This window comes from Chlamydiales bacterium, from assembly GCA_041395025.1.
In the GTDB taxonomy this organism is placed as follows: domain Bacteria; phylum Chlamydiota; class Chlamydiia; order Chlamydiales; family JAAKFR01; genus JAJACP01.
The window spans coordinates 392958-409705 of record JAWLBH010000001.1; the positions used below are offsets into that span (position 1 = coordinate 392958).

General features: G+C 35.2%; 14 protein-coding genes. 11 read left to right on the top strand and 3 right to left on the bottom strand.

Translation table 11 applies throughout. The features are described from left to right. The first annotated feature begins 38 nt into the window (after positions 1–38). Genes R3E91_01775 through R3E91_01785 form a run of 3 tightly spaced genes read left to right on the top strand, consistent with a single transcriptional unit; the run spans position 39 to position 2871 of the window. Positions 39–758, top strand: coding sequence for a glycosyltransferase family 2 protein (locus tag R3E91_01775; GenBank protein MEZ5314928.1), 720 nt, complete (start codon positions 39–41; stop codon positions 756–758). Then, a complete protein-coding gene (gene lpxB, locus R3E91_01780; GenBank protein ID MEZ5314929.1) occupies positions 755–2500 on the top strand; it encodes a lipid-A-disaccharide synthase in 1746 nt (581 codons plus the stop codon). Before R3E91_01775 ends, lpxB begins: the two co-directional genes overlap by 4 nt. Beyond that, a complete protein-coding gene (locus R3E91_01785) occupies positions 2497–2871 on the top strand; it encodes a YchJ family metal-binding protein (GenBank protein ID MEZ5314930.1) in 375 nt (124 codons plus the stop codon). Before lpxB ends, R3E91_01785 begins: the two co-directional genes overlap by 4 nt. Here R3E91_01785 and plsX read toward each other — a convergent pair. Both plsX and rpmF read right to left on the bottom strand, forming a co-directional pair. Further along, complete coding sequence (gene plsX, locus R3E91_01790; protein ID MEZ5314931.1) at positions 2864–3814, bottom strand: phosphate acyltransferase PlsX; 951 nt, start codon at positions 3812–3814, stop codon at positions 2864–2866. The two genes, R3E91_01785 and plsX, sit on opposite strands and share 8 nt — an antisense overlap. A gap of 6 nt (positions 3815–3820) precedes the next feature. Further along, positions 3821–4003: a 50S ribosomal protein L32 gene (gene rpmF, locus R3E91_01795; GenBank protein MEZ5314932.1), complete on the bottom strand. Its 183-nt coding sequence runs from the start codon at positions 4001–4003 to the stop codon at positions 3821–3823. A 349-nt stretch (positions 4004–4352) separates the two neighbouring features. On the opposite strand from rpmF, the gene R3E91_01800 reads away from it, so the two are divergent. From R3E91_01800 to R3E91_01815, 4 genes are read left to right on the top strand one after another with little or no spacing between them, the layout of a single operon-like run. Beyond that, a complete protein-coding gene (locus R3E91_01800; protein ID MEZ5314933.1) occupies positions 4353–5900 on the top strand; it encodes an Rne/Rng family ribonuclease in 1548 nt (515 codons plus the stop codon). Then, positions 5897–6904, top strand: a complete 1008-nt coding sequence (locus tag R3E91_01805; protein MEZ5314934.1) for a 1-acyl-sn-glycerol-3-phosphate acyltransferase — start codon at positions 5897–5899, stop codon at positions 6902–6904. Before R3E91_01800 ends, R3E91_01805 begins: the two co-directional genes overlap by 4 nt. Further along, a complete protein-coding gene (locus R3E91_01810) occupies positions 6901–9783 on the top strand; it encodes an insulinase family protein (GenBank protein ID MEZ5314935.1) in 2883 nt (960 codons plus the stop codon). Before R3E91_01805 ends, R3E91_01810 begins: the two co-directional genes overlap by 4 nt. Positions 9784–9813: 30 nt before the next feature. Then, positions 9814–11520 (top strand): proline--tRNA ligase, encoded by a 1707-nt coding sequence (locus tag R3E91_01815; GenBank protein ID MEZ5314936.1) that lies wholly within the window; start codon positions 9814–9816, stop codon positions 11518–11520. Positions 11521–11550: 30 nt separating this feature from the next. Here the strand turns inward: R3E91_01815 and R3E91_01820 are convergent, their stop codons facing one another. After that, a complete protein-coding gene (locus tag R3E91_01820) occupies positions 11551–12072 on the bottom strand; it encodes a hypothetical protein (protein MEZ5314937.1) in 522 nt (173 codons plus the stop codon). Positions 12073–12273: 201 nt separating this feature from the next. On the opposite strand from R3E91_01820, the gene hrcA reads away from it, so the two are divergent. From hrcA to R3E91_01840, 4 genes are all read left to right on the top strand, one after another. After that, complete coding sequence (gene hrcA / locus R3E91_01825) at positions 12274–13395, top strand: heat-inducible transcriptional repressor HrcA (protein MEZ5314938.1); 1122 nt, start codon at positions 12274–12276, stop codon at positions 13393–13395. A 2-nt stretch (positions 13396–13397) separates the two neighbouring features. After that, the gene (gene grpE / locus R3E91_01830; protein MEZ5314939.1) at positions 13398–13961 is read left to right on the top strand and encodes a nucleotide exchange factor GrpE; all 564 of its coding nucleotides are present in this window, start codon (positions 13398–13400) and stop codon (positions 13959–13961) included. Positions 13962–13965: 4 nt separating this feature from the next. Continuing rightward, positions 13966–15891 (top strand): molecular chaperone DnaK, encoded by a 1926-nt coding sequence (dnaK, locus tag R3E91_01835; protein ID MEZ5314940.1) that lies wholly within the window; start codon positions 13966–13968, stop codon positions 15889–15891. A 254-nt stretch (positions 15892–16145) separates the two neighbouring features. Beyond that, the gene (locus R3E91_01840; GenBank protein ID MEZ5314941.1) at positions 16146–16622 is read left to right on the top strand and encodes a hypothetical protein; all 477 of its coding nucleotides are present in this window, start codon (positions 16146–16148) and stop codon (positions 16620–16622) included. Positions 16623–16748: the final 126 nt, after the last annotated feature.

Here is a 16748-nt window from a genome sequence, read left to right on the forward strand (position 1 = left end):
TATTCAAACTTCTGAAAAAATTCTTTTAGGTAGAAATTATGCACTATTCAATTGTGATTCCTGTTCAAGACGAAGAAGAAAATATCCGAGATCTCATCTACGAAATTGAATGTATTATGAAAAAAATAGGAGACCCTTGGGAACTGATTTTTATTGATGACGGTTCTAAGGATCTTAGTTTGCTAATATTAAAAGATTTATGTAAAACAAAACCCTATTTACGTGTTCTAGCATTTGCTCAAAATTTTGGACAGTCAGCTGCTTTTCTTGCAGGGTTTAAAGCAGCAAATGGAGATCTAGTGATTACACTCGACGGAGATGGACAAAACGACCCTTCAGATATTCCAAAACTCATTGCAGCTATGACTGATTGTGAACTTGTCGTAGGTTGGAGGGTAAATAGACGCGATTCTTGGAAAAAAAGGGGGATTTCTTACCTCTCTAATTGGGTGCGTAGTCGTGTTTGCAAAGATGGAATACATGACACAGGATGTTCATTAAAAGTCTATAGAAAAACAGCTCTACAGCAAATCAAAATGTATAAAGGGATGCATCGCTTTTTACCAGCTCTTTTCAAAATTGAAGGATTTCGAGTTAAAGAAATTCCTGTTAATCACCGCCCACGCACTAAAGGAATAACTAAGTATCATTTTTTTAATCGTGCAATCGATCCTTTACTTGATATGCTAGCTGTTCGATGGATGCGCCACCGCGCGCTCAATTATAAATTAAGTGAAGAAATTTCTTATAAACAATGACTGATACACTTCGCTCTCTTTTTTATCCTCTTGGCTTGATTGCAAATTGTTTATTTGGGTTCCGAGTATTTTTTCAGTGGATACAGAGTGAAAGAAAAGGAGAAAGTATCCTCTCTCCCTCTTTCTGGAGGATTTCCCTTATCGCAAACGGAATCATGTCAATCCATGGATTCATTCAACTGCAATATCCTGTTTGCCTAATTCAAGCATTGAATGGAGTCATTGCCTGGCGTAATCTCAACCTTATGCATTCTAATTCTCTCTCACAAAAAAAAACTTTTGCAATTATGAGCCTTGCAATTGTGATTATTTCCTTGGTTTTTGCCCAACAAGATGTCTGGATGTCTCCTCCTAAAATTTCTTGGTATAAAAATCACCTTAATCCACCTAATTTTGCTTGGCATTTGGTTGGGTATCTTGGAATGTTTCTTTTTACGAGTCGTTTTTGGTTGCAATGGTGGCTAGCTGAAAAACATCAAACAAGTTGTTTAGGAAAGCCATTTTGGTGGATGAGTTTATCAGGTGCTTCTCTCTCCTTAGTATATTTTATCCGCTTAGCAGACCCTGTCAATATCATAGGCTATGGCTTTGGCCTTTTGCCTTATATCCGTAATCTTATGCTGATAAAGCCTAACTATAAAATAGGAAAAGATCTATTTATATTTGCTGGAGAACCCAGTGGTGATGTTTTAGGTGCCCAATTAGTTAAAACACTAAAAAAAAATCAATCCAACCTCATTATCACTGGTGTTGGAGGACCACTGATGTCTGATGCAGGAATGAATATCACCTATCCCATGGAACTCTTTCAAGTCATGGGTTTTTCAGATGTCATTAAAAGACTCCCTCTCATCTATTTAAATCTAATAAAAATTAGCAATCAAATCCTAAAGATGCAACCCATTGCTGTTGTTCTTATTGACTATCCTGATTTCAATATGCATCTTGCAAAAAAATTGCGCAAGAAAGGCTATGCAGGAAAATTGATCCACTATGTTTCCCCTTCGATTTGGGCTTGGAGAAAAGGAAGAATAAAAACTCTTGTAAAGACTTTAGATAGTCTTCTTTCAATTCTTCCTTTTGAAAAAGAATACTTTAACCATACTTCGCTTCCAGTTACCTATGTCGGTCACCCTCTCGTATCTGCTATCAAATCTCATATTTATCAACCACCAATTTTATTCCCTAAAGATCAACCAATTTTAGCAATTTTTCCTGGAAGTCGCCGACAGGAAATTGCCTTAAATCTTCCTATTCAATGGGAGGTTGCAAAACAATTTCCTGATTTCATTCCTTGTATTTCTGTAGCTCACCCCTATCTTATCAAAGAAATTAAAAAACATACTGGATCTAAAGCGCATCTTGTTCCACAAGACAAGCGTTATGATTTAATGCAAGCTGCTACACTAGCTTTAGCGACTTGTGGGACAATTGTATTGGAGATAGGATTACATGCTCTGCCAACAGTCGTCATCTATAAACTTACTCCTATGAACTATTTAATGGGTCGCTACATCTTTCGCATTGATCTTCAATTTTATAACCTCGTCAATATTATCTGCAAACGTCACGTTTATCCAGAATTTATCGATAGAAAACTTTCTATAGATAAGATTACCAGAGCATTAAAATCTCTTAACCCTAAGCAATGTTATGAAGCTTGCAGAGAATTGACCTCTCATCTTTCAGACTATAATGCTAGCGAAAAAGCTGCCCAAATTATTAAGAGTTTGATTACATGAAATGTCCTTGTCATAGTGGGAAAGAATACAGAGCTTGCTGCAAGCCTTATCACAATGGCCAATCTCCATTAAAACCAATTGCCTTAATGCGCGCAAGATACAGCGCCTATGCTCTAAAAAATGTCGATTATATTATTGAAACCACCCACTCTTCTCATCCAGATCAAATGAGTTCTCTTAAAGAATGGAGAAGTAGAATTTTCGCTTTTTCAAAAAAATACGCATTTATTAATCTAACCATTCTAGATTTAGAAGATTGTTTTGTCACATTTCAAGCACAATTAAATCATGATGAATCTTTCATTGAGAAGAGTGAATTTAAGAAAGAAGATGGTGAATGGCGTTATAAAGGAGCAGTTTTTATCAAATAAGAGCCTTTTTCATCTGATCAAAGACCCCTCTTTCTATTAAATCAGCTGCTCCTAAAATTCCATTCATTAAAGCTTGATGGTCAGAATTACCATGACATTTAATCACTAAACCATTAAGACCACAAAGAAAAGCTCCTGGATGTTTCGAATAATTAAATTTCTGATTGAGATGAGCGACAATTTCTGGAACATTAAATTGCTTCCCAAGATAATTCGCTAAGAAACTTGAAACACCTTCCGATGTTTTCAAAAAAATGTTTCCTGTAAAACCGTCCGTGACAAGAACGTCTATCTCTCCTCTAAAGACTTCATGACCTTCAATATTTCCAAGAAAACAATTTTGAAAAGCTGTTTGTAAAAGACGATATGTCTCTTTTGTCTCTTTTCTTCCTTTTTCCTCTTCAACACCGATATTAAGAAGCCCAATCATAGGATTTTTTAATCCTTGATAACACTGCTGATATATGGCACCCATCTTAGCATATGATACAATTTGACATGGTTTCGCCATCATATTTGCTCCAACATCAAGAACAACAATCTTTTCTTTTGCAGTAGGCATTGTAACTAACAATGCTGGTCTCTCCACTCCAGGAAAAGTACCTAAATAATGGATGGCTGTTCCTACTAGAGCTCCTGTATTGCCAACAGATATAAAAGCGTCTACTTCTCCTTTCTTAAGTAGACGCATACCAACAGACATAGAGGAATTTTTTTTACGACGAATCGCAAGAAGAGGGGACTCACCCATTTCAATACTTTCCTCGGTTGTTAGAAATTCGATTCGAGGATGTGCATTTTGAGCAAATAAGGAACAAAAAGGACGAGTAGCTAAAACCACTAAGTAATATTTTGTTTTTCTTGCAACATCAAGTATGGCTTTAAAAATTACGTCGGGAGCCTGATCACCTCCCATTAAATCCACTCCTAAGCGTAGATCCAAAAAGTCTTATTCCTCTTCCCTATTGATTACCAAACGATTATTATAAAATCCACAAGAAGAACAAACACGATGAGAGAGGCGAGGACTCCCGCAATTTGAACAAGTGGCTATATTTTTGGCTTTTTTTTCATGATGAGCACGCCTGGTGTTTTTACGCTGATTACTCAACCGTGATCTTGGCACTGCCATTTTTCCTAACTCCTAGAAAAAAATTAATGTAACTTTATTTTGAAAATAACTTCCAAAACTTCATAGGATGAGAGATAACATCTCACCTCCCCTCTATCCAGCAGATAAATTTAATAGAAAATGGTTTTTAGAGCTAGTTTTTTATGGAAAATTTCAAGAGATTAAATTAGACTAAAAAGAAGTTCAATGAAATATTTATCGAAATGTTTGGAATAAAAGAGCTTCTGAGACTATCCCTGAAAAGGCTTCAAAGATTAGAAAAAAAAATTGGTTTTTCCCTTCCTATACAAAGTGATGCATTGTTTCAATCCAGGTTTCTTTTATTCCTGCCGATTTTTAAGGTAAACCAATGGATGATGATGTTCTTCTCAATGTGGAATCTAAAGAAATTCGCTACGCACACCTAAGAAATGGTCAACTTCAAGATCTAATTTTAGAAAGAAAGAAGACACGGCAACTGACGGGTAATATTTACCGCGGTCAGGTGACGAATGTCCTTCATAATATTCAATCAGCTTTTATCAATATCAATGAAGGAGAAAATGGATTCATTCATATGTCTGATATCCTTGAAAATACGAAAAAATTCGAACGCATGTTTGATATGGATTTTGATCTTGACTACGATATTCAATCTCTAGATGTAGGTAAACAGAAACAATTAGATATTACTGAAGTACTAAAAATTGACCAACCTGTCCTTGTACAAGTGGTCAAAGAACCAATTGGCTCAAAAGGGGCTCGTCTTACATCCAATATTTCAATTGCTGGTCGTTATCTTGTTTTACTCCCTAATTCTCCTCATCGTGGAGTCTCACGGAAGATCGAAGATACCGACATTCGTGATGAACTCAAAAAACTCATTCGAGCATTTGAAATGCCTCACGATATGGGCTTGATTTGCCGAACAGCGAGTAGCTATGCAACCACTGATCTACTTGTTAATGAAGCCCATGAACTACTCAATTTATGGCAACAAATAATAGAAAAATTTCATCAATCTTCTCATCCAAATCTTCTTTATGAAGAATCTGATATTTTAAAAAGAGCAGTCATTACTTGTGTTGATAAAAAATATAATCGTTTACTGGTAGATGACTATGCTACCTATCAGAAATGTAAAAAAATCTATAAGAACTTCAATTTTGAATATCCATTAAGGATTGAATACTACAGAGATAAAGTTCCTATGTTTGAAAGATTCAACATCGAACGTGAAATAGAAAAGGCTCTTCGTAGAAAAATTTGGCTTGCAAGTGGTGGCTACCTCTATTTTGATAGAACCGAAGCCATGTTTACAATTGATGTGAATTCAGGAAGGAGTACTACCTCAGGTGAGGGGAATGTTGAAGAAACCCTTGTGCGTATTAATCTAGAAGCAGCTGAGGAGATTCCTCGTCAACTGCGTTTGCGAAACATTGGTGGGCTGATAATTATCGATTTTATCGATATGAAGATGAGAAAAAACCAAAGACGTGTGTTAGAGCAACTGAGAGAATCAATGAAACAAGATCCAGCTAAATGTACCATTTTGAGTATGAGTGAATTTGGTCTCATTGAAATGACACGTCAAAGAAGTCGCGAATCACTCATTCAAACGATGTTTACAGCTTGTCCCTATTGTCATGGAAGCGCTTTGATTAAAAATCATGAAAGCACAATGATTGAAATTGAGCGAACTTTGAAAAAAGTCATTTTGCAATACAACCAATATAGGCTTCTTCTTATATTGCATCCAGAATTACATAAATATATGAAACAAGAAGGAAATCTTTCTTATTTACTTGCTTTTGCAAAGCAATTAAAAGCGACACTTGATTTTAAAGAATCTGATTCCCTTCATATCAATGATTTTCAAATAATTTCGACCTTAACAAACCAAATAATAGAAGTATGACATTTCTTGAGAAACTCAAAACAGCATATGAGACAAAAGCTGTTGATGAAAAAAACTATAGGACGATTGCAAGTCTTTATAAGAGCTATGTTCATGCTTTGCAAACTGATCATCTAGATATGATGGATTACGAGTCGATTTTTGAATCTTTTCTTCAATTTGTAACTGAACAAATTGCACATCCTTATCAATTCGAATCTTTCCATAAAAAGATCACTAAACCTTACAATTACTACAAGTTTGGAATGGATTTTTTACGCCCTCTTGTGAATAAAAAAAAGAGTCGAATATTTAAAATTGAAAATGTAAAAAAAATGACTCAACAGCTTGAACAAGGAGATAATATTATTCTGTTTGCCAATCATCAAACTGAGGTTGATCCTCAATTGATGAGTCTTGCTCTTGAAGAGACTTATCCCGAATTTGCTGGTGAAGTTATTTTTGTAGCTGGTAATAGAGTAGTTTCTGATCCTATGGCGATTCCTTTTAGCATGGGATGTAATTTATTATGTATCTACTCCAAAAGACATATTGATAACCCACCTGAAAAGAAAGCTGAGAAACAACATTACAATCAAAGAACAATGAAACGATTAAAAGAGCTTTTCTGCCAGGGTGGAAAATGTATCTATGTAGCCCCCAGTGGGGGGCGCGATCGTCGAAACCTTGATGGAGAAATTGAGATTGCTTCCTTTGATCCCCATAGTATTGAAATTTTCCGATTAATTGCAAAACAAGCTAAGAGACCTGCGCATTTTTATCCTCTTGCTTTAGCTACCTTTGAGATTCTTCCTCCTCCTCCAAAAATTGAAAAAGAGATTGGTGAGCCACGGTGGGCAAAACGAAAAGGAATTTTTTTTTACTTTGGAGATGAAATGCAACTTGGTTGTCTTGGAGATGCAGATAGGCAAAATAGACATGCAAAAAGAAGAGCTCGTGCAATATATATTTGGAATGTAATTAGAGAAAATTATGCAACAATTAAGCGAGGATTCTTAAAATGAATAAGATACTAATAATCCTGCTTCTATTTACTCCGGGTTTTTGTTATGAAATTCTTGAAGATAAATCAGCTCTAAAAATAGAAACCCCAGTGCTATCTCAAAGAAAAACTCGAAAAATTCGATTAGAGAATCAACTCGAGGCTCTTTTGATTTCCGATCCTTATACCAAAGAATCAGGGGCTGCATTAGCTATTGCTGTTGGAAGCTGGGATGATCCCGAAAATCGCCCTGGAATGGCACATTTTGTGGAACATATGCTTTTTCTTGGAACAGAAAAATACCCAGAAGAAGAGGGATATAGCCGTTATCTCAATGAAAATGGAGGATCAAGAAATGCTTTTACTATGGCTGATCGTACAGTGTATATGTTTTCGCTGAACAATAAAGGATTTTCAGAAGCCCTTGATCGTTTTGGACAATTTTTTATTGCTCCTCTTTTTAACCATTCTGGTATCAAGCGTGAATCAAAAGCTATCCATCAAGAATTTTGTAAAGACCTGTCACTTGATCCTTGGCGACTCTTATATGTAAAAAAAGAATTAGCAAATAATCACCATCCTTTTCATCAATTTTGCATTGGCAATCACGATACATTATTAGATATTTCAAAAAATGAATTAAATACATGGTATCAATCTCACTATAGCGCTCATCTGATGCATCTAGTAGTATATGCTTCAGAAGAACTAGATTCTCTAGAAAATCAAGTTGTAGATATTTTTTCAAAAATTAAAAATAATAACCTTTCTCCCCTCTCTTTTTCCGAACCTCTTCTCCAATCAGATCAGTTAGGCAAAATAGTCTTTATTAATCCGATACAAGATTTGCAGGTGTTAGAAATGAGTTGGGAAGTCCCTCAATTTTTTGGGAAAGATCTTGAATACCACACTGATAAACTAATTAGTCATGTTCTTGGCCATGAAGGAAACACAAGCTTACTCAATCAACTCAAACAAGAAAACTTAGCAGAATCTCTTAGCTCAGGAAATATGAAAGCGGGAAAAGACCAAAGTTTATTTACCCTTTCAATCCATTTAACAAAACATGGAGTGCAAAATTATGAAACAGTGATCGAGCGCTGTTTCCAAGCGATTGCAAATTTACGTAAAGCAGGAATTCCTCACTATTTATTCGACGAAATCATTCTATTAGAAAAACTAAAATATAGATTTCAATCACGAGAAAAAGTTTTCGAACTTGTGAGTGATTTAGCTACGCAACTCATTGATGAACCGATAGAGACTTTCCCAGACCAAACACTTTTCCCACATCGATATAATCCAGATAGGATTCGAAATTTCATAGACTATCTTACTCCTCATCGTTGTCAATTCACCCTAATTGCCTCGCCTGATTTGACAAAACAAAAAATGACACTAAAAGAAAAATGGATGGGAGTGGATTATACAGTGCATCCTATTGAAAAGGAAAAAATTGAAAAATGGGCATTATCCAACACACATTCTTGTATTTCTATTCCCCGACCCAACCCATTTTTACCTGAATCAATGAAAATTGATGGAATAGTAGAAGATGAAACATCTTTACCTATCCCCTATTTGATTATTGATTCTCCAAAAGGCAAAATTTATGAATGTAAAGACACACGCTATCTTGTTCCTGAAATTTCTTGGTCTTTTAACATAAAAACTCCTATTGTCTCTGCAGTTAATCCGACTTATCTCGCTTTAGCTGATCTTTATTGTCACGCAGTGAATGAATACCTCAATTCCACCGCTTATGAAGCAATGCTTGCTGGCCTCCACTATTCACTTAAAACCGCACAAAATCAAATTGAACTTAGACTAACTGGATATATTGATAAGCTAGATATTCTGCTCGATAAAATTCTCTCTACCATGAAAACGATTCAACTATCTAATGAACAATTTCTTATCTATCAAGACCAACTCATGCGAGAGTATTTTAATCAAGCCAATATTAATCCCTTAAAACAAGGAAGTGAACTACTTTCAAGTATTTTATATAAAAACTATGCTGGCTTGAATGAAAGAATTACTGCTTTGAAAAAAATAGATTTTGATCAGTTTAACTTATTTTGCAATCAACTATTTGAAAAGGTTTATATAGAAGGGATGCTTTATGGTAATAGAGCCAATACAATCGTTTGGAAAATGTTCGAAACATACTTGCCAGGCAAGCCATTTCCTCTAGACGATCATCCAAAAAAGGAATTATTAGGACTACCTAGTCATGAATCTCCTTCTTTTCTTATTTTAAACGGTCAACATCCTGCAAATGCATTAATTTTAACTGTTGATTGTGGAACATTTACATTTAAAAGAGGTGCTGCTCAAGAAATTCTCTCAAAAGGGCTCGAAGAACCATTTTTCACCGAACTACGTACACGCCAACAAACTGCCTACTTAGTAGCAAATTGGTCACAAGAAATTGAACGTCATCTTTACACCTTTTTTGCCATCCAATCAAGCTCTCACGATAATCGAGATCTTCTAGCACGTTTTGAACTTTTTCTTGAATCAACTATGCAACATCTCAAAGAAAGTGTGATTCCAAAAGAGCGATTTAAATCCATTCAAACTGCTTTGATTCAAAAACTAGAATATCCAGCAGAAAGTCTTTCTAAAATGGGTGAAATACTCCATACACTTGCTTTTGATTATGATGGTGAATTTGAATGGCTAGAAAGACGCAAAGAAGCTATTGCAGAACTCACTTATGAGGAGTTTCTTAACTATACCTCTACCTGTCTTGGTAAAGACAACCTTCATCGATTAGCAATTTTCGTCAATGCTCCTCATCCTTTAAAAGGAGGACTGTTATATAAAGAAATTATCCATCCTAAAGAGATTTGTAATCCCGTCAAGATCAGATCTTCATCTGATCTATTTCCTTAGTGAGAAATTTAAAGACCCCAGAAGTAATTTATGAGAAGAACTGATCTTTTTTCTAAAACATTCAAAGAATCTCCAAGTGATGCTGAAGCTATTTCGCATCAACTCCTTGAAAGAGGAGGATATATTAAAAGAATTGGGAAAGGTATTTATATACATACTCCTCTGATGTTGCGAGTGATTAAAAAGCTTCTTAAAATTATCCGATATGAGCTTGATAAGACTGGAGCTCAGGAGCTTGCGTTCCCGATGTTACATCCTGCTCATTATTGGAAAAAAAGTGGACGTTGGGATGATTATATATCTGAAAATCTCCTATATACGATTCAAGATCGCGAAGGGCATCCTTATTGTCTAGCACCAACTCATGAAGAGATTTCCGTTGCTCTTGCCTCCAGTTGGATTACTAGTTATAGGGATCTGCCATGCAATCTCTATCAGATTGGAAATAAATTTCGTGACGAAATCCGTACTCGATTTGGATTAATAAGGGGAAAAGAGTTTTTGATGAAAGATGGGTACTCATTTTCTTCCAATCCTGAAGAAATGGAGAAACAGTACCAGGCAATGCGCCTTGCTTATTCAAATATTTTAAACCATTTAGAACTTAAATTTATCATCAATCAAGCCCATGGTGGAAAAATTGGAAAAGGAAAATCTGAAGAATTTCAAGTTATTGCTGATATCGGTGAAGATGTGATTATGACTTGTGGAGCTTATGCAGTGAATGTTGAAGCAGCTGATTCTATTCCTCCTACCTATTCATACGATACAATTTTAAAAGAAAAAAAAATCCTAAAAACTCCTGATATAAAAACGATTCAAGAACTTACGACCTATTTAAAAGTTGATTCACAGAAAATCTTAAAAACTCTTGTTTATAAGCTCATCTATTCTGATAGAAAGGAGTATATTGCCATTGGAATCAGGGGAGATCGTCAAGTCAATCAACGTAAATTAGAAGAAAAATTTGGAGCTCTTGATGTTCTTCTTGCAACTGAAGATGAAGTGAAAAAGGTTGCGAATCTTCCTCTTGGATTTATTGGGCCTTTGAAATCTAAGCTCCCTTTCTATGCTGATAAAACAACTGAAGCGATGACAAATTTTATTTGTGCTGGGAACAAAAAAAATATTCACTACCTCAATGTGAATTGGGAATATGATTTACCTAAGCCAAATTTTGATGATTTTCTACTTGCAGAAGAGGGGGATCTCTGCCCTAATGTTCCAACAGGGGTCTATCAATCTCAACGAGGAATTGAAGTCGGGCATATCTTCAATATTGGCACTAAGTATACAGAAAAACTCGGAGGATTCTATCGTAGTGAACACGGTGAGATGGAACCTATCTGGATGGGAACCTATGGCATTGGAATTGATCGTTTAGCAGCTGCGTGCGTAGAACAATCCCATGATACGAAGGGCATTATCTGGCCAAAAGTGATTGCGCCTTTTCAAATTATGATTACTGCTGCACATCATAAAGAGACTTCTCTTAATCAAATTGCTGAAAATCTCTACACTATTCTTTCTCCTTTTGATCCTCTAATTGATGACCGAAAAGAAAGACTTGGTTTTAAATTAAAGGACAGTGATCTTATTGGCATTCCCTATAAAATGATTGTTGGCAAAAAGTATACAGATGAAGGGAAAATTGAGATTGAGTCAAGGCTAGGAAGCAAAGAATGGCTCTCTATAGAAGAATTAGAGAATTGGGCTCAAAAAAATCTCAATGTTTGAGAATGGTTAGGATGGGATTGTATATATCCTTTATCTTTCAAATCCTTTCTCTAGCTCAATTTCATCTTTCACTATGTCTTTTGCATTTTGAAATAATGGTATCTTAGTTAGTTGACAATTTTCATCTAAACAGTTGAGAAATTTTTGTTTAGCTTTTAAAGACATATTAAGCGTTAAATTATCTAATTCGCACTTATCCTGATCTTGTTCTTGTGGTTTTTCAAACCTTTGACCTTGATCCTCAAATTGAGGAACTAAATTTCTTAGATACATTTCAGGAGATAATCTATTGCTTTTAAATTGTCTGAAAAGAATGATAAGGACAATTCCCAAAATTACCCCAACACCACCCATGATGAAAGTGGCTGGATGAATTCTTAGATTACTTGCGATCATCACTATGGATCCAGTCAGAAAAAGAAATGCAAATACTCCAATGATAATTTTCGTGATTCTTTTTTTCTTCTCCTCTTGAGCTAGCCTATGATTAATAGCAGTAAATGAGCAAAAACATGATTTTTCTTGAGAGGAGTGAATGCGAAGATCATTCATAAATACCTAATATTTAATATCATTTTAGATAAAAAATAAAGTAAATTTAAAAGTTTATTGTTTTATTAAAAAATAATTAAATATGTAATCTTTTTTTATAAAAAATATTTTTAATAGTTAAATAAAGAAAAAACCAGCACTCAAAACATGTGAGTGCTAAAAAACTTGATTCTCTAGCCAGTTTTATTTATAATCGTTTCCATGATCAAAAAATCATCAAAGAAAGAGTCTCGAGCCTTTAGTGTTTTAATAGGATTGATTGAACTTTACCTAAAAACAGGAAAGTCTATTGGATCGAATACTTTAAAAGAAAGTGGCTTTCAAGGATTGAGTTCAGCTACAATTCGTAATTATTTTGTTGAAATGGAAAAACAAGGACTTCTACATCAACCACATTCTTCAGGAGGGCGAATTCCTACAAATGAAGCGTTTAGATTATACGCTCAAGAAGCGCTCTTTTCCTTAGATTCAGCCTCGGAATTGGAAAAAGAATACGAAGAACCCGAAGTGAGTGAATCTCGTGACTTGACACGTTTTTTGCAAAAAAATGCTGAAAAATTAAGTGAACTTACAGGATATGCCGTCTTTTTCTCGTCAGTGCGTTTTGACTATGACTTTATTCAGGATATTAAGCTTGTTAATGTCAATAATGACCGACTACTTTGTGTTATGATTACTGATTTTGGACAAATTCTTACAGAAATTCTTCCTTTAAATAAAAAACTCAGTTTATTTTCAATAAAAAAAATTGAATCACAAATTCAATGGCGCATTAAAGGTGGGAAAAAACCTAATGATCTGACTGAAGAAGAAAAAATCATCGCACAAAACTATTCTAATGAAATTATGGTCCGTTACCTGGTTCGGTATTCTAACTTTAGTGACGAAGATATTTTTAGAACAGGTTTTTCGACCCTCCTTTCCTACCCAGAATTTAATGATCCGATTGCTCTTGCAACAGGCCTATCACTTTTTGAAAATCCATCCCATATGCGACTTCTTTTAAGTGACTGTGTTCGGACAGGTTGTTTACGTTATTGGATTGGAAGCGACCTCACTCCCTATGCTGCAGCTGCAGAAGGCTGTTCTGTTATTGCTATTCCCTATCGTGTAGGAGAAACAATTGCTGGAGCGATTGGAATTTTAGGGCCTTGTCGAATGCCTTACCGAAAATTATTTGGAACTATGCAACTATTCTCTAAGAATTTAAGTAACTCTTTGAAAAAGAGCTTTCTAAAATTTAAAATTTCTCTCCGTCATCCAAGAAGCATAGCACCTTATATCAAACAGACAGCACAACATTTATTGGAAATCAAGGAGTAATCATGTCTGAAGAGAAAAATCAACAACTGAGAGAAAAGATAAAAGAAGAGAACACAGAAAGCCTACCACAAGAAGAAATAGAAGAGCTAAAAAAACATCTAAAAGAAGCTCAAGAAAAATATTTACGAGTACTAGCCGATTCAGAAAACGCTCGTAAGAGAATGCAGAAAGAAAGAGAAGATTTAACTAAGTATGCAGTTGAAAATATTCTCTCTGACTTTCTACATCCTTTAGACAATCTTGAAAAAGCATTAGAATTTGCTGAAAACATGTCTGAAGAAGTACAGAATTGGGCTGCTGGATTCAAAATGCTTTTAGGCCAGTTTCAACAAATTCTTAGTAATCATGGTGTTGAACAATATCGTTCGATTGGAGAGTCTTTTGATCCTCATTTACATGAAGCAGTAGAAATGGAAGAAACCGCAGATTACAAACCGGGAGTGATTATAGAAGAATTTGTTCGTGGCTATAAGATAGGAAATCGTCCTATACGCGTTGCCCGTGTAAAAGTGACAAAAGCTCCCCCTGTCAATAAAAAAGATATAGATACAAAACAAGAAGGATAGACCTATGGCACAAAAGAAAGGAAAAATTATTGGAATCGATCTTGGAACGACTAACTCCTGCGTTGCAGTGATGGAAGGAGGTCAAGCTAAAGTTATTGCTTCTGCTGAAGGTGGTCGTACTACACCTTCCGTGGTTGCCTTCAAAGGTGATGAACGGTTGGTAGGAATTCCTGCAAAACGGCAAGCTGTCACTAATCCCGACCGAACTCTTTGCTCTACAAAGCGCTTCATTGGACGCAAATATGGTGAAGTCGAGTCTGAAATTAAAACTGTACCATTTAAAGTAACCTCTAATGATAGAGGAGATGCTGTTTTTGAGGTTGATGGAAAAAAACTGACACCCGAAGAGATTGGAGCCCAAATTCTTATTAAAATGAAAGAGACAGCTGAGGCCTATTTAGGAGAAAAAGTCACTGAAGCTGTTGTCACAGTACCTGCTTATTTTAATGATTCACAACGTGCTTCAACACGAGATGCAGGACGTATTGCTGGCTTGGATGTCAAACGGATTATTCCTGAACCAACAGCTGCTGCCCTTGCTTACGGCCTTGATAAAAGTGGAGATAAAAAAATTGCAGTTTTTGACCTAGGAGGAGGGACCTTCGATATTTCCATCCTTGAAATTGGAGAAGGAGTGTTTGAAGTACTTGCTACTAACGGAGATACTCATCTCGGTGGAGATGATTTTGATAATGCTATTATTGGGTGGATGCTTGATGAATTTCAAAAAGAACAAGAAATTGATCTTAGTAAAGACAAAATGGCTTTACAACGCCTAAGAGATGCAGCAGAAAAAGCAAAAATTGAACTTTCTGGGGTTCCTTCTACAGAGATTAATCAACCATTTATTACGATGGATGCAAGTGGTCCAAAACATTTATCTCTGACGCTTACACGTTCTAAATTAGAATCATTGACCCATGGACTGATCGAACAAATACGTGAACCTTGTCTAAAAGCTTTAAAAGATGCGGGTATGACACCTGATCAAGTACATGATGTATTACTTGTAGGCGGAATGTCACGTATGCCTGCTGTGCAAAATTTGGTAAAAGAAATTTTTAAACGTGATCCTCATAAAGGAGTCAATCCTGATGAAGTAGTTGCACTTGGCGCTGCGATTCAAGGAGGGGTTCTTGGTGGAGATGTGAAAGATGTTTTACTACTTGATGTGATTCCTCTAACCCTGGGAATTGAAACACTTGGCGGTGTCATGACTCCTCTTGTAGAAAGAAACACCACTATTCCAACTCAAAGAAAACAAGTCTTTTCAACTGCTGAAGATAATCAAAGAGCTGTTTCAATACATGTTCTTCAAGGAGAACGTCCTATGGCAAAAGACAATAAACAAATTGGTTCTTTTGATTTGACTGATATTCCTCCTGCACCACGTGGTGTGCCTCAAATTGAAGTATGTTTCGATGTTGATGCGAATGGAATTCTTCACGTTTCTGCAAAAGATCAATCTTCTGGAAAAGAACAAAAAATTCGTATTGAAGCTGCATCTGGTCTACGTGATGAAGATATCAAACAGATGGTTAAAGATGCAGAACTTCATAAAGAAGAAGATCTTAAAAGAAAAAAAGAAATTGAGACGAAAAATGAAGCGGATAGCCTGGCTTTTCAAGCTGAAAAATCTCTCAAAGATCACAAGGATAAAATTCCTGATACAGTCTCTAAAGATGTACAAGCTAAAATTGATGCGGTACGTGAGGCTCTAAAAGGCAATGATCTTGAAAAAATTGCTTCTGCAAAAAATGATCTCAATCATGAGATGCAAAAAATTGGCGAAGCAATGAAAACAAATGCTATGAATCAAAAAACTTCTCCTCAATCTGAAGGAAAAACAGCTCATCCTCAATCAAAAAAAGAGGAAGAAAAAATTGAAGATGCTGAGGTTGAAGTGATCGAAGATGAAGAAAAAAAATAATTAGTAAAAAAGCCTAGAAAAAGCTCATTTATCAAAATGAGCTTTTTCTAGAATTTAAGAATTTCATAATCAAATAGTTTAAACAGACTTCGTTTTATTTTTCCTACTCTTCCTCTTCTCGCCTATCCAATAGCTTGATAGGGATAATTGTTTTCACTACTTTTTCTCACTGCAACTGATAGATTTTACTGATAAAAAAACCCTAATTGGTTAAATTCTTCTCTCTTATATTTATTTTAATATCGGAGACGATTATGGATCCAAGTGTACCACTCTCAAAAACACTCCCACCTTCTTACGACTCTTCATTGCGATTAAAGAACAATTTAGAAGAAAAAAAGAATGCCATCCTCAAGAAAATCGAAAATGTAAGTTTAGAAATACTGAAAGACGGATTTTGTGAAAACTTTGATCTTGATGAAGATTGTGTGATGCGATTTCGAATAATACATTGTAAAGCTTTCTTATTAGATGTAGATCATGGACCTCGTTATGAAACTCAAATTTATGGACCTATTTATCTAGAATCAGGATCATCAAGTTTAAAAAAATATTTATGGTTTACTTTTCCATTTTTATTATCATCAGATCCTGAAGAACAAATTAATGTGTTCACACAACAAGGACTCTTAGAAAAAAAGATATTACGAATAGTTCGTAGTCTATTCGATGAATTCTATCAAAACACTGAAGATCCCTCTAAGATGTTCATGTATAATTCTACAATGTAATTTCTAGTTGAGATCCATTAAATCTTGTAAAAATGGGCTTTCTTTAAGAGTTTCATATCTATCTTTTTGAACAGATCTCTTAATTGTATTAAAACTATTAGGGATTAAATCTATTGTTTTGAGATA

Excerpts from the sequence above, each read along its gene's own strand:
- R3E91_01775 (MEZ5314928.1), top strand. The coding sequence starts at position 39 with ATGCACTATTCAATTGTGATTCCTGTTCAAGACGAAGAAGAAAATATC.
- lpxB (MEZ5314929.1), top strand. The coding sequence starts at position 755 with ATGACTGATACACTTCGCTCTCTTTTTTATCCTCTTGGCTTGATTGCA.
- R3E91_01785 (MEZ5314930.1), top strand. The coding sequence starts at position 2,497 with ATGAAATGTCCTTGTCATAGTGGGAAAGAATACAGAGCTTGCTGCAAG.
- rpmF (MEZ5314932.1), bottom strand. The coding sequence starts at position 4,003 with ATGGCAGTGCCAAGATCACGGTTGAGTAATCAGCGTAAAAACACCAGG.
- R3E91_01800 (MEZ5314933.1), top strand. The coding sequence starts at position 4,353 with ATGGATGATGATGTTCTTCTCAATGTGGAATCTAAAGAAATTCGCTAC.
- R3E91_01805 (MEZ5314934.1), top strand. The coding sequence starts at position 5,897 with ATGACATTTCTTGAGAAACTCAAAACAGCATATGAGACAAAAGCTGTT.
- R3E91_01810 (MEZ5314935.1), top strand. The coding sequence starts at position 6,901 with ATGAATAAGATACTAATAATCCTGCTTCTATTTACTCCGGGTTTTTGT.
- R3E91_01815 (MEZ5314936.1), top strand. The coding sequence starts at position 9,814 with ATGAGAAGAACTGATCTTTTTTCTAAAACATTCAAAGAATCTCCAAGT.
- R3E91_01820 (MEZ5314937.1), bottom strand. The coding sequence starts at position 12,072 with ATGAATGATCTTCGCATTCACTCCTCTCAAGAAAAATCATGTTTTTGC.
- hrcA (MEZ5314938.1), top strand. The coding sequence starts at position 12,274 with ATGATCAAAAAATCATCAAAGAAAGAGTCTCGAGCCTTTAGTGTTTTA.
- grpE (MEZ5314939.1), top strand. The coding sequence starts at position 13,398 with ATGTCTGAAGAGAAAAATCAACAACTGAGAGAAAAGATAAAAGAAGAG.
- dnaK (MEZ5314940.1), top strand. The coding sequence starts at position 13,966 with ATGGCACAAAAGAAAGGAAAAATTATTGGAATCGATCTTGGAACGACT.
- R3E91_01840 (MEZ5314941.1), top strand. The coding sequence starts at position 16,146 with ATGGATCCAAGTGTACCACTCTCAAAAACACTCCCACCTTCTTACGAC.